The organism is Streptomyces sp. NPDC057877 (assembly GCF_042796855.1).
Taxonomy (GTDB): domain Bacteria; phylum Actinomycetota; class Actinomycetes; order Streptomycetales; family Streptomycetaceae; genus Streptomyces.
In genome coordinates this window covers 186,829-207,524 of record NZ_JBHVMS010000005.1, presented here as the reverse complement: position 1 = coordinate 207,524, position 20,696 = coordinate 186,829, and the positions used below count along the sequence as shown (strand labels likewise).

Annotated in this window: 20 protein-coding genes and 1 pseudogene; 13 read left to right on the top strand and 8 right to left on the bottom strand. The window is 71.2% G+C overall.

Features of this window, described 5'->3' with window-relative positions; translation table 11 throughout:
- Positions 1-62 precede the first annotated feature (62 nt).
- Together ACFVQG_RS15975 and ACFVQG_RS15970 are read right to left on the bottom strand one after the other, a co-directional pair.
- Positions 63-497 carry a hypothetical protein gene (locus ACFVQG_RS15975; RefSeq protein WP_383382314.1) on the bottom strand — a complete coding sequence of 145 codons (435 nt, stop codon included), beginning with the start codon at positions 495-497 and terminating at the stop codon, positions 63-65.
- Between the two features lie 281 nt (positions 498-778).
- Positions 779-1,441: pseudogene (locus ACFVQG_RS15970) on the bottom strand (ATP-binding protein); the annotation flags it as partial.
- Between the two features lie 269 nt (positions 1,442-1,710).
- On the opposite strand from ACFVQG_RS15970, the gene ACFVQG_RS15965 reads away from it, so the two are divergent.
- The 3 genes from ACFVQG_RS15965 to ACFVQG_RS15955 all read left to right on the top strand — a co-directional run bounded on the left by ACFVQG_RS15965 (position 1,711) and on the right by ACFVQG_RS15955 (position 3,734).
- Positions 1,711-2,571, top strand: coding sequence for a helix-turn-helix domain-containing protein (locus ACFVQG_RS15965; protein ID WP_383382311.1), 861 nt, complete (start codon positions 1,711-1,713; stop codon positions 2,569-2,571).
- Entirely contained in the window at positions 2,572-2,826 is a 255-nt protein-coding gene (locus tag ACFVQG_RS15960; RefSeq protein WP_194047442.1) for a DUF397 domain-containing protein, read from the top strand.
- A gap of 104 nt (positions 2,827-2,930) precedes the next feature.
- Positions 2,931-3,734 (top strand): SAM-dependent methyltransferase, encoded by an 804-nt coding sequence (locus tag ACFVQG_RS15955; protein ID WP_383382308.1) that lies wholly within the window; start codon positions 2,931-2,933, stop codon positions 3,732-3,734.
- A gap of 109 nt (positions 3,735-3,843) precedes the next feature.
- Here the strand turns inward: ACFVQG_RS15955 and ACFVQG_RS15950 are convergent, their stop codons facing one another.
- The gene (locus ACFVQG_RS15950) at positions 3,844-5,331 is read right to left on the bottom strand and encodes a glutamate synthase subunit beta (protein WP_383382306.1); all 1,488 of its coding nucleotides are present in this window, start codon (positions 5,329-5,331) and stop codon (positions 3,844-3,846) included.
- 131 nt (positions 5,332-5,462) lie between these two features.
- Positions 5,463-5,942 (bottom strand): DUF1772 domain-containing protein, encoded by a 480-nt coding sequence (locus tag ACFVQG_RS15945; protein ID WP_383382303.1) that lies wholly within the window; start codon positions 5,940-5,942, stop codon positions 5,463-5,465.
- Between the two features lie 167 nt (positions 5,943-6,109).
- Between ACFVQG_RS15945 and ACFVQG_RS15940 the strand changes: the two genes are divergently transcribed.
- Together ACFVQG_RS15940 and ACFVQG_RS15935 are read left to right on the top strand one after the other, a co-directional pair.
- Positions 6,110-6,742: a uridine kinase gene (locus ACFVQG_RS15940; protein ID WP_383382300.1), complete on the top strand. Its 633-nt coding sequence runs from the start codon at positions 6,110-6,112 to the stop codon at positions 6,740-6,742.
- 119 nt (positions 6,743-6,861) lie between these two features.
- Positions 6,862-7,290 (top strand): CBS domain-containing protein, encoded by a 429-nt coding sequence (locus ACFVQG_RS15935; RefSeq protein ID WP_383382297.1) that lies wholly within the window; start codon positions 6,862-6,864, stop codon positions 7,288-7,290.
- A gap of 30 nt (positions 7,291-7,320) precedes the next feature.
- Here ACFVQG_RS15935 and ACFVQG_RS15930 read toward each other — a convergent pair whose 3' ends face one another.
- Positions 7,321-8,448, bottom strand: coding sequence for a magnesium and cobalt transport protein CorA (locus ACFVQG_RS15930; RefSeq protein WP_383382294.1), 1,128 nt, complete (start codon positions 8,446-8,448; stop codon positions 7,321-7,323).
- A 207-nt stretch (positions 8,449-8,655) separates the two neighbouring features.
- On the opposite strand from ACFVQG_RS15930, the gene ACFVQG_RS15925 reads away from it, so the two are divergent.
- Complete coding sequence (locus tag ACFVQG_RS15925) at positions 8,656-9,450, top strand: methyltransferase domain-containing protein (RefSeq protein WP_383382291.1); 795 nt, start codon at positions 8,656-8,658, stop codon at positions 9,448-9,450.
- A 162-nt stretch (positions 9,451-9,612) separates the two neighbouring features.
- On the opposite strand, the gene ACFVQG_RS15920 is transcribed toward ACFVQG_RS15925, so the two are convergent.
- Both ACFVQG_RS15920 and ACFVQG_RS15915 read right to left on the bottom strand, forming a co-directional pair.
- Positions 9,613-10,515, bottom strand: coding sequence for a carbohydrate kinase family protein (locus ACFVQG_RS15920; RefSeq protein WP_383383792.1), 903 nt, complete (start codon positions 10,513-10,515; stop codon positions 9,613-9,615).
- Positions 10,516-10,712: 197 nt separating this feature from the next.
- Positions 10,713-11,621 (bottom strand): pseudouridine-5'-phosphate glycosidase, encoded by a 909-nt coding sequence (locus ACFVQG_RS15915; protein ID WP_383382288.1) that lies wholly within the window; start codon positions 11,619-11,621, stop codon positions 10,713-10,715.
- 99 nt (positions 11,622-11,720) lie between these two features.
- Between ACFVQG_RS15915 and ACFVQG_RS15910 the strand changes: the two genes are divergently transcribed.
- Positions 11,721-12,149, top strand: coding sequence for a VOC family protein (locus tag ACFVQG_RS15910; RefSeq protein WP_383382285.1), 429 nt, complete (start codon positions 11,721-11,723; stop codon positions 12,147-12,149).
- 36 nt (positions 12,150-12,185) lie between these two features.
- Here the strand turns inward: ACFVQG_RS15910 and ACFVQG_RS15905 are convergent, their stop codons facing one another.
- The gene (locus ACFVQG_RS15905; RefSeq protein ID WP_383382282.1) at positions 12,186-12,752 is read right to left on the bottom strand and encodes a methylated-DNA--[protein]-cysteine S-methyltransferase; all 567 of its coding nucleotides are present in this window, start codon (positions 12,750-12,752) and stop codon (positions 12,186-12,188) included.
- Between the two features lie 302 nt (positions 12,753-13,054).
- Between ACFVQG_RS15905 and ACFVQG_RS15900 the strand changes: the two genes are divergently transcribed.
- The 6 genes from ACFVQG_RS15900 to ACFVQG_RS15875 all read left to right on the top strand — a co-directional run bounded on the left by ACFVQG_RS15900 (position 13,055) and on the right by ACFVQG_RS15875 (position 20,647).
- Positions 13,055-13,924, top strand: a complete 870-nt coding sequence (locus ACFVQG_RS15900) for an MHYT domain-containing protein (RefSeq protein ID WP_383382279.1) — start codon at positions 13,055-13,057, stop codon at positions 13,922-13,924.
- Positions 13,925-13,964: 40 nt separating this feature from the next.
- Positions 13,965-16,100: an excinuclease ABC subunit UvrB gene (gene uvrB / locus ACFVQG_RS15895; protein ID WP_383382274.1), complete on the top strand. Its 2,136-nt coding sequence runs from the start codon at positions 13,965-13,967 to the stop codon at positions 16,098-16,100.
- 198 nt (positions 16,101-16,298) lie between these two features.
- Positions 16,299-16,877 (top strand): TerD family protein, encoded by a 579-nt coding sequence (locus ACFVQG_RS15890; protein ID WP_383382271.1) that lies wholly within the window; start codon positions 16,299-16,301, stop codon positions 16,875-16,877.
- A gap of 64 nt (positions 16,878-16,941) precedes the next feature.
- Positions 16,942-18,924, top strand: a complete 1,983-nt coding sequence (locus tag ACFVQG_RS15885) for a TerD family protein (protein ID WP_383382269.1) — start codon at positions 16,942-16,944, stop codon at positions 18,922-18,924.
- A gap of 288 nt (positions 18,925-19,212) precedes the next feature.
- Positions 19,213-20,214 carry a TerC/Alx family metal homeostasis membrane protein gene (locus ACFVQG_RS15880; RefSeq protein WP_383382266.1) on the top strand — a complete coding sequence of 334 codons (1,002 nt, stop codon included), beginning with the start codon at positions 19,213-19,215 and terminating at the stop codon, positions 20,212-20,214.
- Positions 20,215-20,344: 130 nt separating this feature from the next.
- Positions 20,345-20,647 (top strand): hypothetical protein, encoded by a 303-nt coding sequence (locus ACFVQG_RS15875; protein ID WP_383382263.1) that lies wholly within the window; start codon positions 20,345-20,347, stop codon positions 20,645-20,647.
- Positions 20,648-20,696 lie beyond the last annotated feature (49 nt).

Below are 20,696 nucleotides of genomic sequence, written 5' to 3'. Positions count from 1 at the left end.
GTGGGTGCGCGGGCGTGCGCCTGTCTGCGATTCCGGCTCTTACGGCCTTGATCGGTTCCTGGTCAGGCGGTGATCGGGTGGGACCAGGTCGGAGTGGCGCCGATGACCCTGCACAGGTTGAGGTAGAGGGGTATCGGCGGGGTGTACGGAACCGTGCCGTCCGGTCGGTGGATGAGATGCGTGACGTCCGGGACCAGGGCGTCGGTCACGTACTGGGCGGGGGCGGGCCAGTCCATGGCGTAGTCGGAGTCGGACGGCACGAGCAGCCACCAGTGCGCCCTGTCGGCGTACACGCACCCCACGCGCGGCAGCCGGGGCGTGATCAGCGGACCCAGGTGAGCGGGCACCGCCACCGCGTCACAGCCCAGGGGGGCCGTCATGCCGTCGGGCAGGGACAGCCGCCGGGGCGGTTCCGCGTCCGTGGTGTGCTGCCCGCGTCCGAGACGGACCAGCGTGTTCAGGCTCAGCACCGGGCTGCCGCCGGGGGCAGCCGTCATGGGCGGGGCCTTTCCGGGTGGGTGGGGTGTGGGTGGTGCGGGTGGTGGTGCTCGTGGTGCCCGTGGTGCGTGTGGTGGTGCACGGCGTGGTGGTGCTGGGGGTGGCTCGGGGCCGGGGGGATACCGGGGAGGAGCGGCCTGGCGGGCTCGGCGGCCGCCTGCCGGGGGGCGCTCTCGCCGTGGTGGGGCTCGCTCCCGGCGTGGTGGTGCGTACGGCGGTCTGGACGCGTCGCTCCGGGCGTTGCCCCGGTGTCGCTCTCGCCATGACGGGGCGCTGAGCGCCTGGGGGCGCTCTCGCCGTGGCGGGCGGAAGGTTCCGCCTCGTCCTCCTCGCCCGAGCCGCCGGACTCACCCGGCTTCGGGCGGGCGCTCCAGCCCAGGTCGCCGCGGGGCATGCCCGCCTCGGTCGCGGACGCGGCGTCGGCCGCCTCCGCACCCCGGGACAGCTCGGCCCAGACCAGCAGGCCAGGGCCGTGCTCCAGGGCGCCCCAGGCCCGGCACACCGCGTCGACGAGAAGCAGTCCCCTCCCGTGCTCCTCCTCGGGTCGGCTCGGTGACGGGTGGGGCTCTCCCGGTGCGCATCCCTCGTCACGCACGGCTATCCGCACCAGGTCGTCGCTGTCGTGCAGCTCGCACACCACGGTCGCGCTCGCGGTGTGCACGATCGCGTTGGTGACCAGCTCGGATACGACCAGTGCCGCCGTGTCGCAGGTGTCCTCGCACACGGACCAGCCGGTCAGCCGGGCGCGCGTCAGGCGTCTCGCCTGAGCGGGGGAGCCCGGATGGGCGGCCAGTTCGAAGCGGAACCGGCGCTCGGGAGGGGCCCCGGCGGGACCGGCTCCCGGAGTGGCGCCGAGGCCGGAAGGGCCCATGGCGGCGTCTGTTCCTAAGGGCGCGGACGGAATCACGCTTGCCACTATCTCCCCGTCGGGAACACTTGGCAAGTGTCACTATGAAAAATGCAGAGTGCGGTGTGACGTAGTGGAACGGCGTGGCACACTGCTCGCAACAGCACGTCGAGCGGCGCCACTTGGGATCGCCGAAGGTCTGGCCGAAGGTGTCCGATCGGTCCGTTTTCATGGGCTTCCATGGACTTTCATGGGCTTCCACGGGAACCGGACCGCATGTTGAGGTCACGTATGAGGTCAGGTCTTCGAAAGGGTCTTCGAATGGCGCCGTCGGGCTGTGTGGAAATCCCTGCTGGAGGTGGAGCGTGAGTGAACCGCGGTCCGCGCCGACGGTCGGCCAGGTCGTCCTCGGCCGACGCCTGCTGGACCTGCGAGAACGTGCGGGTCTCAAGCGTGAGGAGGCTGCCCGTGTGCTACGCGTCGCCCCCGCCACGGTCCGGCGTATGGAGATGGCCGAGGTCGCGTTCAAGATCCCGTACCTCCAACTCCTCCTGAAGGCCTACGGCGTCCCCGACGACGAGGCCGAGGACTTCGTCCAACTGGCCGAGGAGGCCAACAAACCCGGTTGGTGGCAGCGCTACCACGACATCCTTCCCGGCTGGTTCTCGATGTACGTCAGCCTGGAGGGCGCCGCCGCCCTGATCCGTAGCTACGAACCCCACTTCGTGCCCGGACTGCTGCAGACCGAGGACTACGCCCGTGGCGTCCTGACCTCGGGCGCCGTCGGCCAGGCGGCTCCCGAGGAGATCGAGGGGCATGTCGCGCTGCGGATGCAGCGCCAGGAACTGCTCACCCGTCAGGACGCGCCGCGGATGTGGGTCGTGATGGACGAGACCGCGCTGCGCCGCCAGGTCGGCGGCCCGGACGTGATGCGCGCCCAGATCGACAAACTGCTCGAGACCACGAAGCTGCCCAATGTGACGTTGCAGGTCGTCCCGTTCGCCACGGGGCCGCATCCCGGCACGTACGGGCCCTTCGTGCTGTTCCGATTCGCCATGCCCGAACTGCCGGACATGGTCTACAGCGAGTACCTGACCGGCGCCGTCTACCTCGACGCGCGCTCCGAGGTGGCGACCTACCTCGAGGTCATGGACCGCATGGCGGCACAGGCCGCTACGGCACATCGCACGAACGAGATCCTCCGGGATCTCCGCAAGGAGCTGTGAATGGATCGCATCAGGCCGCGCATACGCGTCTACAACGGCATGCCCGCGCGGGACTTGGGCAGCGAAGGCTGGCACAAGCCGTGGAGCGGCGGCAACGGCGGCAACTGTCTGGAGGCGATGAAGCTCGCCGACGGCCGGATCGCCGTCCGCCAGTCCACCGATCCGGACGGTCCGGCGCTGATCTACACGACGGACGAGATGACGGCCTTCATCGAGGGTGCCAAGGCGGGGGAGGCGGACTTCCTGCTGTCCTGATCCCGCCCCTGCTTGTTGTTCAGCCGAATACCGCAAGTCCCGTACGTTGGTACTGAGTTGATCAAGTTGATCATTAACTGCTTGAGACCCTTATGGAGTGCGTCATGACCGGGCAGCCCCACGTCGAGATCGACACCAGCAAGCCGCATCCCGCACGGATGTACGACTGGTATCTCGGCGGCAAGGACAACTACCCCGTCGACGAGGAGATGGGGCGCCAGATGCTGGCGATCGACCCGCGCGTGCCGGTGATGGCGCGGGTCAACCGGGCGTTCATGCACCGCGCGACGCGCTGGCTGGCCGGGCAGGGCATACGGCAGTTCCTGGACATCGGCACGGGCATCCCCACCCAGCCGAACCTGCACCAGGTCGCCCAGGAGGTCGCCGCCGACGCGCGCGTGGTCTACTGCGACAACGACCCGATCGTGCTGGCCCACGCGGCGGCCCTGCTGCGCAGCACGCCCGAGGGCGTGACCGAGTACCTCCAGGCTGACGTACGGGACCCGGCCGCCATCGTCGAGGGCGCGAAGAAGGTCCTGGACCTCAGCCGCCCGGTGGCGCTCTCCCTCATCGCGCTGCTGCACTTCGTCTCCGACGAGGACGGCGCGCACGAGCTGGTGAACCGGCTGCTGGCCGAACTGCCCTCCGGCAGCTACCTGATGATGACCCACGCCACCGCCGACTTCACCCCCGAGGAGTCGGCGGCGGCGACCGAGCGGCTCAAGTCGGCGGGCATCACCCTCGCCCTGCGCTCCCGCACCGAGTTCGCCCGCTTCTTCGACGGCCTCGACCTCATCGAGCCCGGCGTCGTCGTGGTCCCCGAGTGGCGTCCGGAACTGGGCGAGCCGGTGCCGGGCCAGGACGACGGCATCATCCCGGGATACGGGGCAGTGGGGCGCAAGCTCTGAGGCAACCGCACCCGGACCCCGACCGGTCGGCGGCGGCCCGGCGCGTGCCTTGCACAGCCGGACCGCGGCCGACCGTTGTCATTCGGCCATGGAGTGGGGGCCCCGTCCGTCATACGGCCATCGGGCGGTCGTACGGCCCGATCGGCGCCGGAAGCCGGGAACTGCCCGTCAGATGGCGGTCGACGGCCGCTGCCACCGCCCGCCCCTCCGCGATCGCCCACACGATCAGCGACTGCCCCCGCGCGGCGTCCCCCGCGGCGAACACCCCGGGCACGTTCGTGGCGAAGGAGGCGTCCCGGGCGATCGTGCCGCGCGCGTTCAGCTCCAGGCCCAACTGGTCGACCAGCCCGTCCGTCCGGTCCGGGCCGGAGAAGCCCAGGGCGAGCAGGACCAGGTCGGCGGGGAGCGCCCGGCCGGTGCCGGGCCGGGGGCGGCGCCGGGCGTCCACCTCGACGAGGTGCAGCGACCGCACCCGCCCGTCAGCGTCGCCGGTGAACCGCAGCGTCGACGCCGCGAACAGCCGCGCGTCCGCGTCCGCCGCCGGGGCCGTCCCCAGCTCGCGCGCCTCCTCGTGCGCGGCCGAGAGCCGGTAGATCCGGGGGTACGTCGGCCAGGGGTCGGTGTCCTCGTCGCGCTCCGCGCCCGGCTGGGCGTAGATGTCCAACTGCGTGACGGACGCGGCGCCCTCCCGTACGGCGGTGCCCAGACAGTCGGCTCCCGTGTCACCGCCACCGACGATGACCACGTGCTTTCCCGCGGCGGAGAGCGGCGAGGTCTCCAGGTCGCCCTCGCACACCCGGTTGGCCAGCGGCAGGTACTCCATCGCCTGCTGGACGCCCCGCAACTCCCGCCCCGGCACGTCCAGTTCGCGCCACGCCGTGGCCCCGGTGGCGAGCACCACCGCGTCGTAGCGCGCCCGCAGCTCGGCGGCCTCGATGTCCCGGCCGACCGCCGTCGATGCCCGGAACTTCGTCCCCTCGGCCCGCATCTGCTCCAGCCGCCGTTCCAGATGGTGCTTCTCCATTTTGAACTCGGGGATGCCGTAGCGCATCAGCCCGCCGAGCCGGTCGTCCCTCTCGTACACGGCGACCGTGTGCCCGGCCCGGGTCAGCTGCTGCGCGGCGGCGAGCCCGGTGGGACCCGACCCGATCACCGCGACCGTCCGCCCGGACAGCCGGTCCGGCGGCCGGGGCGGTGCCAGACCTTCCTCCCAGGCGCGGTCGGCGATCGCGCACTCGACGTTCTTGATGGTGACCGCGGGCTGGTTGATGGCGAGCACACAGCCCGCCTCGCACGGTGCCGGACACAACCGTCCCGTGAACTCCGGGAAGTTGTTCGTGGCGTGCAGCCGGTCGCTCGCCCGCCGCCAGTCGTCGCGGGAGACCAGGTCGTTCCACTCGGGGATCAGGTTCCCCAGCGGACAGGCCTCGTGGCAGAACGGGATGCCGCAGTCCATGCAGCGGTCGGCCTGCTTGCTGATGATCGGCAGCAGCGCACCGGGGACATACACCTCGTCCCAGTCCCGGACCCGCTCCTCGACGGGCCGCCGGGGCCAGTCCTGGCGGGGAGTGGTCATGAAACCCCTGGGATCGGCCATGGCCGTCTTCCTACGTCTCCGGCGTGCTTTCGGCCACGATACGTCTGTTCGGCCAGGTGCGCAGAGGGTCCGACAGCGCTTTCCGGGGGTGCGGGAGGCGACGGCGTGGGGTGGGCATCCTGGGCGTGGGCTCAGGTGATGGCCAGCACGTAGGCCACCGCCGCCGCGGCCGAGGCGACCGTCCGGACGTGGTTCCATATCGTCCACTGGCGCACATACGTGGGCCAGTAAGCCTCCGCTTCCGCCGTACCCGGCTCCAGGCCGAGCAGTCTGTCGTTACGGGGGACGTTCGCGCCCGCGGTGACCCCGAAGGACCCCAGCAGATACAGGGTGCTCCCCGTCAGCGCCGCCACCCGCCCCTCGTCCGGCCACACCGCGAACGTCACCACCGCGATCGCCACGGACAGCAGCGCCGTCCCGAGGAACACCAGCATGAAGGCCGGTCGCACCGCCGCCCCGTTGATCGCCTTCATCGCCGCCACACCCTGCGCGGGCGGCAGGTCCGCGAGCCCTCGCATCACGAAGGTCGAGAAGCCGCAGAACACTCCGGCCACCAGGCCGGTCCCCACCACACCGAGCACCGTCAGCACCAGGTACGGCCCGTCGATCATGCCCTCTCCCCTCATCGTCCGGCCGGGCCCGCGCCCGGCTGTTCTCCGCCACCACCAGTGAAGGCCCGGCAGGGCCCCGTGACCATGGCCGAAGGGCGCGCGGTCATACGTGAGCGTCCACGGGATCCTCGGGTGGTCCGGCCGGGCCCGCGCGGCATCATGGCGGTGTGCGACTCGAAGCGATCACCTGGGACCGGCTCGGCGACCTGCTCGCCGAGCGCCTGCTCGACCTCGAGCCGAGCGACGGCAGCCCCTGGTCGCGCGTCGCCTTCGACGGCGCCCCCGCGGCCCGCCCCGGCGACCTCGCCCAACGGGTCCACGAGGCGCTGCGGATACGTGGCCGCCCGTCGCTCGTCGTGAGCACCGAGGGCTTCCTGCGCCCCGCCTCGCTCCGTCTCGAACACGGCCGCCACGACATCGACTCCTACTACGACGGCTGGTTCGACACCGGCGCGCTGTGGCGCGAGGTGTTCGGCCCGCTCGAACCCGGCGGTGACGGGCGGATCCTGCCCGACCTACGGGACCCGGTCACCGACCGCGCCACCCGCAGCCCCTACGTCCCACTCCCGCCCGGCGGTCTGCTCCTGCTCCATGGCCCCCTTCTGCTGCGCCACTGGTTCCCCTTCGACCTCTCCGTCCATCTCCTCCTCTCACCGGGAGCCCTGCGCCGCCGCACCCCGGAGGCCGACCACTGGACCCTCCCCGCCTTCGAACGCTACGAGCACGAGACCGACCCGGCCGCCGCGGCCGATGTCCTGGTGCGGGCCGACGATCCGCGCCATCCGGCGTGGCGCGGCTGACCCGGCCACCCATGGGTGCCTCCGGGTGCGGGTGCCGGGAGGCACGGCGAGAATGAGGGACGCCGGGACTAGCGGTGCCCCCCGTGCCGCGCCGGCCGTCCGGCACCGGGAGGTACTCCATGACCACAGCCGGAGACATCATGCACCGGGGCGCCCAGTGGATCCCCGCTCATGAAACCCTCGACCGCGCCGCTCAGCTGATGCGTGAGCTGAACGTCGGGGCCCTGCCCATCAGCGACCAGAACGAGCGGCTCTGCGGCATCCTCACCGACCGGGACATCGTCGTCGGCTGTGTGGCGATGGGTCACGACCCGGCCAAGGTCACCGCGGGCGAGATGGCCCAGGGCACTCCCCGCTGGATCGACGCGGGCGCCGATGTCGGCGAGGTCCTCCGCGAGATGCAGTCCCACCAGATCCGCAGGCTCCCCGTCATCGAGAACAAGCGTCTGGTCGGCATGATCAGCGAGGCCGATATCGCCCGGCACCTGACGCAGGATCAGATCGCCTCCTTCGCCGGACGCGTCTACGCCGAGACCACCGCCCGCTGACCCGCCCGTCGGCGCGCCGACCGGCTGTGCTCAGAGCCAGCCGTTGCGCCTGAAGCCGCGGTACAGGGTCAGACAGGCCACGGATATGACGCCGATGACCAGCGGGTAGCCGTATCTCCAGCCCAGCTCCGGCATGTAGTCGAAGTTCATGCCGTACACCCCGCAGACCATGGTCGGCACGGCGACGATCGCGGCCCATGCCGTGATCTTCCGCATGTCCTCGTTCTGCGCGACCGTGACCTGGGCGAGGTGGGCCTGAAGGATCGAGTTGAGCAGTTCGTCGAAGGCGGCGATCTGCTCGGCCGCCCGCAGCTGGTGGTCGGCGACGTCACGGAAGTAGGCCTGTATCTCCGGGTCCACCACCCGTATCGGCCGGTCCGCGAGTTCCAGGAGGGGACGGCCGAGGGGGACCACGGCGCGCTTCAGTTCGAGGAGTTCGCGCTTGAGCTGGTAGATGCGGCCGGGGTCGACGCGTGCGCCGTGCTCCGCGAAGACGTCCGTCTCCACCTGGTCCATGTCGGCCTGCACGGAGTCGATGACGGTGAGGTACTCGTCGACGACGTGATCCGCGATGGCGTGGAGCACGGCAGACGGGCCCTTGGCGAGGTGCTGGGGATGTGACTCCAGCTCCTCGCGGACCGGGCCGAGCGAGCCGTGCCGTCCGTGCCGCACGGTGACGGCGAAGTCCTGGCCGAGGAACACCATGATCTCGCCGGTGTCCACCACCTCGCTGGTCGCGGTGAGTTCCTCGTGTTCGACGTAGCAGACTGACTTGAACACCGCGAACAGTGTGTCGCCGTACCGCTCCAGCTTCGGGCGCTGGTGGGCCTCGATCGCGTCCTCGACCGCGAGCGGGTGCAGGTCGAACAGTTCGGCGATGCCCGCGAACTCGGCGTTCGTCGGTTCGTGCAACCCGAGCCAGACGAAGCCGTCGCCGCTCTTGCGCACCTGGCGGACCGCGTCGGCGAGATCGCCCTCCACGGGGATCCGCACCCCGGTCTCGTACGCCACGCAGTTGACCACCGAGGAGCCCAGCGGGGACCGGGCGGGGTGGCTCAGGTCGACGCGGGGCCGTCGCCGGGCCAGCCGTGCCACCTTGCGGAGGCCGCCGACCCTGCCGAGGCTCCTGACCTTCCGCAGATTCCCTGCCATGGACATCTGGTTCTCCTTGCGTGGCTCCCCCTGCGACGCGTCCCTGCGCCCTGTCGCGCCAGTTTGCCAGTCTGGCCAGCACGGCGGGAAAGCCTGTGGAAACAGCCGGTTCCGCTTGGTTCCCGCCTGTGGACAACGGGACTTCACCGCGCATCTCGTCGTACCGGAGCGTCGACCACTCCCGACAAGCCGGACAACTGGGATGATCGCGGCATGATGCGAACCGATGGTCATCTCCTCGACAACCGGCAGACCGACGCGGCGGCGCGCTCCGACGCTCTCGCTGCCCTGTTCAACCCCACGACGTTCCGGCACCTCGAAGGCCTCGGGGTCGGTCCCGGCTGGCGCTGCTGGGAGGTCGGTGTCGACGGCACCTCCGTCGTGTCCTGGCTGGCCAAGAAGGTCGGCCCGACCGGCAAGGTCATCGCGACCGCCACGGACGTCTCGTGGATCGCGTCGGCCGCCCGCCCGCCCGTGGAGGTCCGCGTCCACGACGTGGGCGCCGAAGAACCGCCGGGCGACGGCTTCGACCTGGTGCACGCCCGGCTCACCCTGGTCGATGTGCCCGACCGGGAACGGGCGTTGCGGTCCATGGCGGGAGCGCTGCGCCCCGGCGGGCGGCTCCTGGTCGAGGACGCCGACCCCGCCCTGCAGCACCTCGCCTGCCCCGACGAGCACGGCCCCGAACAGCAACTGGCGAACCGGCTCCGCAAGGGACTCCTCCGCCTGCTCATCAGCCACGGCCACGACCTCTCCCACGGCCGCAGGCTCCCGCGTCAGCTCCGTGCGGCCGGGCTGCGCCGGGTGGGCGCCGACGCCTACTTCCCCCTCGCCTCGCCCACCTGCGCCGCGTTGGAGGCTGCGACGATCCGTCAGTTCCGCGACGAACTCGTCACCGCGGGCTTCGGCACCGGCCAGGACATCGACCGCCACCTGGAGAACCTCGCCTCCGGGAGCATGGACCTGGCGATCGCCCCGATGATCTCGGCTTGGGGGCGCAGGGGATAGCCGGGGAGGGGGCGGGTAGCCGGTGTGGGGCGGCGGGTAGCCGGTGTGGGGCGGCGGGTAGCCGGTGTGTGTGTGGCGGTAGCCAGTGTGGGGCGGCGGGTAGCCAGCGGCCCCCCCGGTCTCAGGCCCATAGCGGGCCCGCCTTCCGCCCTCGAAACCCCGTCAGGCCCCCCTCGGGCCAAGCCCCGGCGGCCTCCCGCCCACCCGCTCCACCGCCAGCGCCCCCGCCCGGCACCCCTCGGCCGCCGCGTTCTCGGGCGTGGCACCGGTGAGCAGCGCGGCGAGGAACGCGCCGGTGAAGGCATCGCCCGCGCCCGTGGTGTCCCGGGGTGTGGCGGGGACGGCGGGTACCCGGGCGCCCACCGTGCCGGACCGGGCCACCAGCGCACCGCGGGCTCCCTGTTTGACGACGACCAGCGGGACGTGGCGGCTCAGCTTGGCCGCCGCGTCCGCCGCGTCGGGCAGCCCGGTGAGCAGGCACGCCTCGTCCCGGCTGGGAAGCAGGACGTCCACACCGGCGACGAGGTCCAGGAAACGGTCGACACCCAGCTCGGTGAGGAAGCCGGTCGACGCCGGATCCAGGCTCACCGGCACACCACGCGCGCGTGCCGACTCCAGGGCGACCGAGAGCAGCGCCCTGCTCGGCCCGGAGAACAGCAGATAGCCCGAGAGATGCAGCCGCGCCACCCCGTCGAGCAGCGTCGGCGACCAGTCGGCGGGCTCCAGCCGCATCGAGGCGCCGCTGTCCGTGAGGAACGTCCGCTCGGCCGCGGCGTCCGCGTCCACCAGACAGATCACCGTGCCGGTCGGTGCCGCCGGGTCGACGACGAGCCGGGCCCGTACACCGGAAGCGGTCAGCTCCCGCTCGTGCCACGCCGCCGCGTCGGCGCCCACCCTGCCGAGCAGCCGTACGTCCGCGCATCCCCAGTGCGCCGCCCAGCACGCCACGTTGGCGCCCGCGCCGCCCGGCAGGGTCCGCACCGAGGCGGCCGTGTCGGTGCCCGGCGCCAGCGGGCCCCGGTGGCGGGCCACGACATCCGTGACCACGTCCCCGACGACCAGCAGCGCCCCGTCATCCGGACCGCTCGCGCCGGGGGCTTTCCCGGGCGCCCTCCCCGAGTCGGGACCCCTTCCGGCCGCGCCGTCCGGAACCCCCAGGTCGGGGTCGCCTTCGGTCACACCGTCCGGAACCCCCAGGTCGGGGTCGCCTTCGGCCACACCGCCCGGAACCCCCGAGCCTGGCCCCCTTCCGGCCGCGCCGCTCACACCCCGGCCCAGGCCGCCGCGATCCGCCCCGCCAGCCGTACGTTGCCCCGCACCGCCGCCAGATTGGCGCTCAGCGAGGCGCCGTCGGTGTGCCGCACCAGGTGGTCGAGCAGGAACGGCGTGACCGCCTGCCCGGTGATCCCCTCCCGCGAGCAGGCCCGCAGCGCCTCGTCGAGCACGCGCGCGTGCAGGTCGGGATCCAGCTGCTCCGCCTCGGGCACCGGGTTGGCCACGATCAGCGCCGACTCCGGCCCGCCGAGCGTGTCCTGCGCCCGCATGACGTCCGCCACCTCCCGGGGCGTCCGCAGCGTCCAGTCCACCGGGTGGCCCGAGTCCGACAGATAGAAGCCGGGGAAGCGGTCGGTGCCGTATCCGGCCACAGCGACACCCAGCGTCTCCAGCCGCTGCAGGGTCGCGGGCACGTCCAGGATCGACTTCACCCCCGCGCACACCACCGTGATCCGCGTCCGCGCGAGCAGCCCCAGGTCGGCCGACTCGTCCTGTGTCACCGTCCACTCCCGGTGCACCCCGCCAAGACCGCCCGTCGCGAAGACCCGCACCCCGGCCAGCGACGCCAGCAGGGCCGTCGCGGACACCGTGGTCGCGCCGCTCGCCCCGTCGGCCACGGCCAGCGGCAGATCGCGATGGCCCAGCTTGCGGATCCCGTCCTCGTTCGCGATCCGCTCCAGTTGCTCCTTGTCCAGACCCACCCGGGGCCGCCCGTCCAGCACGGCGATCGTCGCCGGTACGGCGCCCTCCCGCCGAACCGCCTCCTCCAGCTCCAGCGCCACCTCGAGATTGCGGGGGCGCGGCAGCCCGTGCGCGATGATCGTGGACTCCAGCGCCACCACGGGCCGACCCGCGTCGACCGCCTCCCGCACTTCCCCGGACACCACCAGCGACACGCGCGTGCCTCCTGTCTGTCGGTCTTCCCTCATCCCTGGCGGGCGGCGCGCCCGGTCAAACCCTTGCCGTCCGTGAAGGTCGCCACCAGCCTTGGGTGCATGACGGACAACACCACACGACTCGACCATGTCGTCCTCTGGGTGCGCGACCCGGTCGCCGCCGCCGGGTTCTACGAGAAGGCGGTCGGCCTGGAGGCACTGGGAGTCACCGAGTACGCCGCGGGGCAGGTGTCCTTCCCCTCGGTACGGCTCAACGACGAGACGGTCTTCGATCTCGCGCCGCTGACCATGGCGGAGCACATGACCATGGTCCCCGGCGCCGCCGAGAGCGCCGGACACCCCGTGAACCACGTCTGCCTGGCGATGCCGGAGGCGGACTTCGCCACACTCCGCGCCCGCCTGGAGGAGCACGCCGTCCCCGTCTCCGAGATCGTCCCCGACCTGTCCGGCGCCCGCGGCCTGGCCAGGCGCAGCTTCTACTTCCGCGACCCGGACGGCAACGTCCTCGAAGTCCGTCACTACGCGTAGCGCACGCGCGGCGGCCGTCTCGCAAGCGCGGCGGTCTCAGAACAGCGGCTGCGGCAGCACACCCTCCAGGGCCAGCAGCGTCCGCTTGGTCTCCAGACCACCCCCGAAGCCGCCGATGCCGCCGTCCCTCTCGACGACCCGGTGACAGGGCACGACGACCGGCAGCGGGTTCGCGCCCATCGCCGCCCCGACGGCCTGGGCCGCGCCCGGCTGGCCGACCCGGTCGGCCAGATCGCCGTAGCCGACGACCGTGCCGTACTGCACCGAGGAGGCCAGCTCGCGCAGCACCTGCCGGTTGAAGCCGGAGATCAGCGCCCAGTCCAGGGGCAGCTCGAAGTCCTTGCGCGTCCCCGCGAAATACGCCTCGACCTGGCGTATCGCCTCGGCCAGCGGCGGGGCGCCGGGGGCCTCTACGGGCTCGGCGCCCAGCCGCGAGGCGAGCCGGGTGAGCGCCTGCTCGCGCACCGCGTCGGTGGCGTGGAACACGACGTTGACCAGGCCCTCGCGGGTCGCGGCCAGCAGCAGCGGACCGATGTCGGTGCCGACGACGGTCCATACGACCTGCTGCTCGCCCTGCCGCTCGTACTGCCCCTCGCTGCTCATGCGCCCCACCGTACGACCTGCCACTGACAACGCCGGGGGACCAGCGCACGCGAGGGGCGACCGGCAGGCGCGGTCGGTGGCGGCGCCGATCTCCGGGGGGACCAGCGCACGCGAGGGGCGACCCGTGGGTGGTCACCAAGGCGGCACAACTGGGGTAAGACCGTGTTTCTTTGCCGGAAAATCGTTCGACCAGTCCGATGGGGGTCATACTCTTCGCCTCAACCCTGACCGCTCGGCGGTCCTGGGGAGGGGGCGAAGATCAGGAGATCTCGGGACGCGAGAGGGCGGAAGGGCAGCCGCGCATGCAAGGCACGGTCGACGGATTCAGCTACGGCCTCGTCACCCCGCTGGTGGCCTTTCTCATGGCCTGCCTCGGTGGGGCGCTCGGCCTGCGCTGTACCACCAGATCCATGCTGGTGACCCGCTCCTGGCGCCCCGGCTGGCTCGCCCTCGGCTCGGCGGCCATCGGCTCCGGGATCTGGACCATGCACTTCATCGGGATGATGGGCTTCACCATCGAAGAGGCACCGATCCACTTCGACAAGCCCATGACGTTCGCCAGCCTCGGCGTCACCATCGTCATGGTCGGCATCGGGATCTTCATCGTCGGCTACAAGGGCGCGCGGGGAGCCGCCCTGTTCACCGGGGGCACCGTCACCGGCCTGGGCATCGCCACGATGCACTACCTGGGCATGGCGGGCATGCGCTTCAACGGCACCTTCGAGTACAACACCCTCACCGTCGCCGTGTCCGTCGTCATAGCCATGGCCGCCGCCACCGCCGCCCTGTGGGCTGCCGGGCAGGTCAAGGGCTTCCTGTGGAGCGTGGGCGCAAGCCTCGTCATGGGGGTGGCCGTCTCCGGCATGCACTACACGGGCATGGCCGCCCTCAGCGTCCACCTCCACGGCGACTCCGCCGCTCCCGTCGTCGGGGACTCGCACGCGGCCGTGCTCGGGCCCATGCTCATCGGCCCGCTGGCCTTCCTCTGCCTGGCTGGTGTCGTGGTGGTCTTCGACCCGCTGCTGATCACGGGCAAGCCCGTCTGGCCCCCGATCGAGGAGAAGCCGGGCGTCCCGGCGCACACCACCGTGTCGCACTCCGCCCCCCGCCGCCCGCTCAGCCAACGTCGCTACGTCGCCCAGCGAGGCTCGCGCGCCCCGCAGAACCGCTGATCCGGGCCGGTTGTCAGTGGTGGGTCGTACGGTGGATGACATGCGGCCCGTTTCCCACATCGAACGCACGGTGGCGCCTTTCGAGGTCGTCAGCCCCTACCAGCCGAGCGGCGACCAGCCGACGGCCATCGCCGACCTCGCGCGGCGCATCGAAGGCGGCGAGAAGGACGTCGTCCTGCTCGGCGCGACCGGCACAGGCAAGTCCGCCACCACCGCGTGGATGATCGAGAAGCTCCAGCGGCCCACCCTGGTGATGGCGCCGAACAAGACACTGGCCGCCCAGCTGGCGAACGAGTTCCGCGAGCTGCTGCCGAACAACGCCGTCGAGTACTTCGTCTCGTACTACGACTACTACCAGCCCGAGGCGTACGTCCCGCAGTCGGACACCTACATCGAGAAGGACTCCTCGATCAACGAGGAGGTCGAGCGGCTGCGCCACTCCGCGACCAACTCACTGCTCACCCGCCGTGACGTCGTCGTGGTCGCCTCGGTCTCCTGCATCTACGGCCTCGGCACCCCGCAGGAGTACGCGGACCGCATGGTCCCCCTCCGTGTCGGCGACGAGATCGACCGGGACCAGCTGCTGCGCCGCTTCGTCGACATCCAGTACACGCGCAACGACATGGCCTTCGCCCGCGGCACCTTCCGCGTCCGCGGCGACACCATCGAGATCTTCCCGGTCTACGAGGAGCTGGCCGTCCGCATCGAGATGTTCGGCGACGAGATCGAGGCGCTGTCCACGCTCCACCCGCTCACCGGCGAGATCATCAGCGACGATCAGCAGCTGTACGTCTTCCCGGCCTCCCACTACGTCGCGGGTCCCGAGCGCATGGAGCGGGCCGTCAACGACATCGAGAAGGAGCTGGGCGAGCGCCTCGCCGAGCTGGAGAAGCAGGGCAAGCTCCTGGAGGCCCAGCGCCTGCGGATGCGCACCACGTACGACCTCGAGATGCTCCGCCAGATCGGCACCTGCTCCGGCGTCGAGAACTACTCGATGCACTTCGACGGCCGCCTGCCGGGCTCCCCGCCCAACACCCTGCTCGACTACTTCCCGGATGACTTCCTCCTGGTCATCGACGAGTCGCATGTCACCGTGCCGCAGATCGGCGCCATGTACGAGGGCGACGCCTCCCGCAAGCGCACCCTCGTCGACCACGGCTTCCGGCTGCCGTCCGCGCTGGACAACCGGCCGCTGAAGTGGGAGGAGTTCCAGGAGCGCATCGGGCAGACGGTCTATCTGTCGGCCACCCCGGGCGCGTACGAGCTGTCCCGCGGGGACGGCGTCGTCGAGCAGATCATCCGCCCCACCGGTCTGGTGGACCCGGAGGTCGTGGTCAAGCCGACCGAGGGCCAGATCGACGACCTGGTGCACGAGATCCGGCAGCGCGTCGAGAAGGACGAGCGCGTCCTGGTCACCACGCTCACCAAGAAGATGGCCGAGGACCTCACTGACTACTTCCTGGAGCTGGGCATCCAGGTCCGCTATCTGCACAGCGACGTCGACACCCTGCGCCGCGTGGAACTGCTGCGCGAGCTGCGCTCCGGTGAGTTCGACGTGCTGGTCGGCATCAACCTCCTGCGCGAGGGACTCGACCTGCCCGAGGTGTCCCTGGTGGCGATCCTCGACGCCGACAAGGAGGGCTTCCTGCGCTCGGGCACCTCCCTGATCCAGACCATCGGCCGCGCCGCGCGCAATGTCTCCGGCCAGGTCCATATGTACGCCGACAAGATCACCCCGGCGATGGAGAAGGCCATCGACGAGACCAACCGGCGCCGGGAGAAGCAGGTCGCGTACAACACGGCGAACGGCGTCGACCCGCAGCCGCTGCGCAAGAAGATCAACGACATCGTCGCGCAGATCGCGCGCGAGGACATCGACACCGCGGAGCTGCTCGGCAGCGGCTACCGCGCCAAGAAGGACGGCGGCGGCCCGAAGGCCCCGGTGCCCTCGCTGGGCGACAAGGCGGCCAAGGGCGCGAAGGGCAGGGGCAAGGCGAAGGAGACCGTGCCCACCGACCGGCCCGCGGCCGAACTGGCCGAGCAGATCGAGGAGCTGACCGAGCGGATGCGGGCCGCTGCGGCGGACCTCCAGTTCGAGATCGCGGCCCGGTTGCGGGACGAGGTGTCCGAGATGAAGAAGGAACTGCGCCAGATGCGGGAGGCGGGCCTGGCCTGACGGGCCCGCGGGAGCACCGGCCCACACGTGGGGCCGGTGCTCCCCGAAAGCGCCCCTGTGACCTCGCCGGGACGCGCAGTGTTGCAAGACCGACACAAAGTCCCGACCGGGGTACGGCACTGTCAGTGCCCCTGCGTAGGGTTCTGGTCATCCGCGGTTTCGCGGTCAACAGGGGACGTTCGAGAGGGGAATCAGCGCGTGACCGTCAACATGACCAAGGGTCAGGCCATCAGTCTTCAGAAGAACGACGGCGGCAGCCTGACCGCGGTGCGCATGGGTCTCGGCTGGCAGGCGGCCCCCCGGCGCGGCCTGTTCGGCTCGCGCACCCGGGAGATCGATCTCGACGCCTCCGCCGTGCTGTTCGCGGACAAGCAGCCCGTCGACGTCGTCTTCTTCCGCCACCTGGTGAGCGACGACGGCTCCGTCCGGCACACCGGCGACAACCTCGTCGGCGGCGTCGGCCAGGGCGGCGACGACGAGGCGATCCTCGTGGACCTCCAGCGCATCCCGGTCCACATCGACCAGATCGTCTTCACCGTGAACTCCTTCACGGGCCAGACGTTCCAGGAGGTGCAGAACGCCTTCTGCCGTCTGGTCGACGAGACCAACGGCCAGGAGCTGGCCCGCTACACCCTCGCCGGCGGCGGCGCCTACACCGCCCAGATCATGGCGAAGGTGCACCGCAACGGCCCCGGCTGGACGATGACGGCCCTCGGTACCCCGGCCAACGGCCGCACCTTCCAGGACCTGATGCCGTCCATCCTGCCGCACCTCTGAGCAGGCGCGGCAGCGCGGTACCCGACAGCGACGAGCGACACAGCGACCCAGGGGGAAGAAGGCGATGACGGCCGAGCTGGCGCGGGGACAGAACCACCCGCTCACCCAGACCCGTCTGGAGATCAGGGTCTCGGCCGGCACGCCGATCGTGGCCGCCGCGACGCTCGGCGACGAGCAGGGCACGGTGCACGGCACCGAGTGGGTGGCCCACCCGGGCACACCCACCCTGGCCGGTCTCGAGGTGTCCCGGCAGGCGGCGGCCGACCATCGCCTCGCGGTGGACCTGGACGCCATGCCGGACGCCGTGCACCGCCTGCACGTGCTGCTCGCCCTGCCCGTCGGCCACGGCGGCGGCCCGGTCCGCTTCGGGGCCGTCGCCGCCCCCTTCGTCGCGGTCACCGGCCTCGACGGCACCGAGATCGCCAGCTTCACCCTCACCGGCCTGGACGCCGAGTCCGCCGTCGTCGCGCTGGAGCTGTACCGGCGGCAGGGCGCCTGGAAGGTGCGCGCCGTCGGCCAGGGCTACGCCGGGGGACTCTCGGAACTCCTCGCCGACCAGGGCCTGCTCCAGTCCCACCAGCTCGCGAACGCCATCCTCGAAGCGGTGGGCCAGGGCATGGCCCGCTCGGTGGCGGCACCCCCGCCCCGTACGGCGGACGGCGACCGCTCCCGGCAGCCCGCCGCACCGACGTACGGCCCCGACCAGACCGGCTCTCCGTACGGCACCCAGAGCCCGCAGGGCGCCACGGGCCCCCGCCCGGGCTACCCGCCGAACGGCGGCACCCCGGCCGACCCCGCCCCGCCCGCCGCGCAGCCCACCGGCGGCCCGATCAACTACACCCACCCGGGCCGCCAGAACGCCGCGCCCCCGCCGCCCCCGCCGACCGCACCCCCGGCCCAGCCCGGACAGCCCGCCCAGCCCGTCGCGGGCGACGCGACCGGCTGGTCCATGGACGAGCGGCTCTACAACCAGGTGTGGGGCATGTTCGAGGACCTGGCCCGCACCACGGCCGCGTACCGCAGCGCCGTCGACTTCGCCGACTCCCGGATGGAGAAGGAGCTGGAGCAGGTCCTGTCCGACCCGCGCAGCAGGATCGGCGGCCAGGCCGACGCCGCCCGGGCCTCGGCCCGCGCCCGGCACACCCAGCTCGTCGACCAGGCCCGGCAGGCCCTGGACCGTGACCTCGCCCACCTCACCGCTGAGGCGGGTGTCGTGGAACCGGCGCTGCCGCCGATGTTCGCGAACTGGGACAACCCCGTGTGGCACGCCTACCGCGTCCCGATGGAGATTCCCATGGCCGTGCGCCTGGGCGACCTCCATCTGCCCGAGTGCGCCCAGTTGCGCGTCCCGATGCTGGTCCGGCTGCCGCTGGAGCGCGGTCTGTGGATCGACAGCGGACGCGCCGGGTCGCTCGACGGCTCTTACACCGACTCCCACGACCTGCGGCGCCTGGCCATGGAGTCGGCGGCTTCGCACGCCGCCCGGTTGCTGGCGATCCACCCGGCGGGCGAGTTCACGGTGCATGTCGTCGACCCGGCCGGTTCGGGCGCGCAGGCGCTCGCACCGCTGGTGCAGACCGGTGTGCTCGCCGCCCCGCCCGCCGTCGGCGCGGCGGGTGTCACGGAGGTCCTCGCCCGGCTCACCCAGCGGGTGGACCTGGTGCAGATGGCGCTGCGCGGCGGCGCCGCCGACGCCCTCCCGCCGGACCTCGACACGGCCCAGCAACTGCTCGTGGTCAACGACTTCCCGCACGGCTTCGACGACCGCGCGGTGACCCAGCTGCGCTATCTCGCGGACGAGGGACCGGACGTCGGCGTCCACCTGATGATGGTCGCCGACCGGGAGGACGCCGCCGGGTACGGGCCGCTCCTCGATCCGCTGTGGCGTTCGCTGCTGCGACTGACCCCGGTGCCCGACGACCACCTCGCGGACCCGTGGGTCGGCCACGCCTGGACCTATGAGCCCCCGCTCGTCCCGCCCGGCAGCCAGGTGCTCCAGCAGGTGCTCACCCAAGTGGCGGCGGCCCGCCGCGGCTGGAACCGCTGACCAGGCCTTCTCTCTGTATAAAGCGCAGGTAAAAGCGACTGACCTGCGTCTTTGGGCTTTCTTTTACTGAACACTTTACCTTTCCTTGGGGATTGGGTTACTGTAGTGCGCACGGAGGGGAGTACTCCCTATCTGCTGCGGCGTACCCGTCAATACGGATCAGGCCAGATCCCGGGGCGTCGGCCCGTGGTTCCGGGCGCGTGAGCGCATCGGACACCCGGGTGGAAGAGACCTCCGGCAGCGACGACGCTGACTGACTGTTTGCCGTTACGTACTGCCGGAGGCGCAGTGGATGTTTCCCTGACCCTATGGGTCCTGACCATCGTGGGCCTGAGTGCCCTGATCGCCGTCGACTTCTTCATCGGGCGCAAACCCCATGACGTCTCGATCAAGGAAGCCGGGATCTGGACGGTCGTCTGGATCGTCCTGGCCGGGCTGTTCGGCCTCGGCCTGCTCGTCTTCGGCGGCGGCCAGGCCGGCGGAGAGTTCTTCGCGGGCTTCATCACCGAGAAGTCGCTGAGCGTCGACAACCTCTTCGTCTTCGTCCTGATCATGGCGAAGTTCGCCGTGCCCTCGCAGTACCAGCAGCGCGTCCTGCTCGTCGGTGTCCTCATAGCGCTGGTCCTGCGCGCGATCTTCATCGCCGCCGGCGCCGCGATCATCGCCAGCTTCTCCTGGGTGTTCTACCTCTTCGGCGCCTTCCTGATCTGGACCGCCTGGAAGCTCATCCAGGAGGCCCGCGCCGAGGAGCACGACGAGGAGTACGAGGAGAACAAGCTGCTCAAGGCCGCCGAGCGCCGCTTCGGTGTAGCCGACCGCTACCACGGCACCAAGCTGTGGATCCAGCAGAACGGCAAGCGGGTCATGACCCCGATGCTGGTCGTGATGCTGGCGATCGGCACCACGGACGTCCTGTTCGCGCTCGACTCGATCCCCGCGATCTTCGGCCTCACCCAGGACCCGTACATCGTCTTCACGGCGAACGCCTTCGCGCTGATGGGTCTGCGACAGCTGTACTTCCTCATCGGCGGTCTGCTGAAGAAGCTGATCCACCTCAGCTACGGCCTGTCGATCATCCTCGGATTCATCGGCGTCAAGCTGGTCCTGCACGCCCTGCACGAGTCGGGCGTCCATGTCCCCGAGATCAGCATCCCGGTCTCGCTCGGCGTCATCTGCACCGTCCTGATCGTCACCACGATCACCAGCCTGTGGGCCTCCCGCAAGCAGGAGGCGGCCGAGGCGGCGCGCAAGGAGACCGAAGGCGCTCCGCAGGACAGCATCAAGCGCTGACGCCTTCCGGCGTAGGAACAACAGGCATCGGGAGCGGTGCGCGGCGAATTGCCGACCACCGCTCCCGGTGCTTGCTTGGTCTCTGAGCGCGTACCCCGCCTCGGGGGCGCCGTGAACGGCGGAGGCACCCATGAAGTTCACGCAGATCGTCGACTTCGAGACCGAGCGGATCGAGGAGATGGAGCAGCTGCTCGAGGAGGCCAGGCAGCGCATGGCGGGCAGGGAGGGCGGCCCCACCCACCGCATGCTCCTCAAGGACCGGGACAACCCGGGGCGCTATCTTGCGCTGATCGAGTTCGAGTCGTACGACGAGGCCATGCGCAACAGCGACGACCCCGAGACCACCAAGCTGGCGGAGCAACTGGGCGCCCTGTGCAGCCGCGAGCCCCGCTACACCAACTGCGATCTGCTGGACGCGCGCGAGCTGATGTAGCCGTCCCCGGGTGAGCGTGCCCCGTGCGGCCGACGTGCGGGGCATGGTC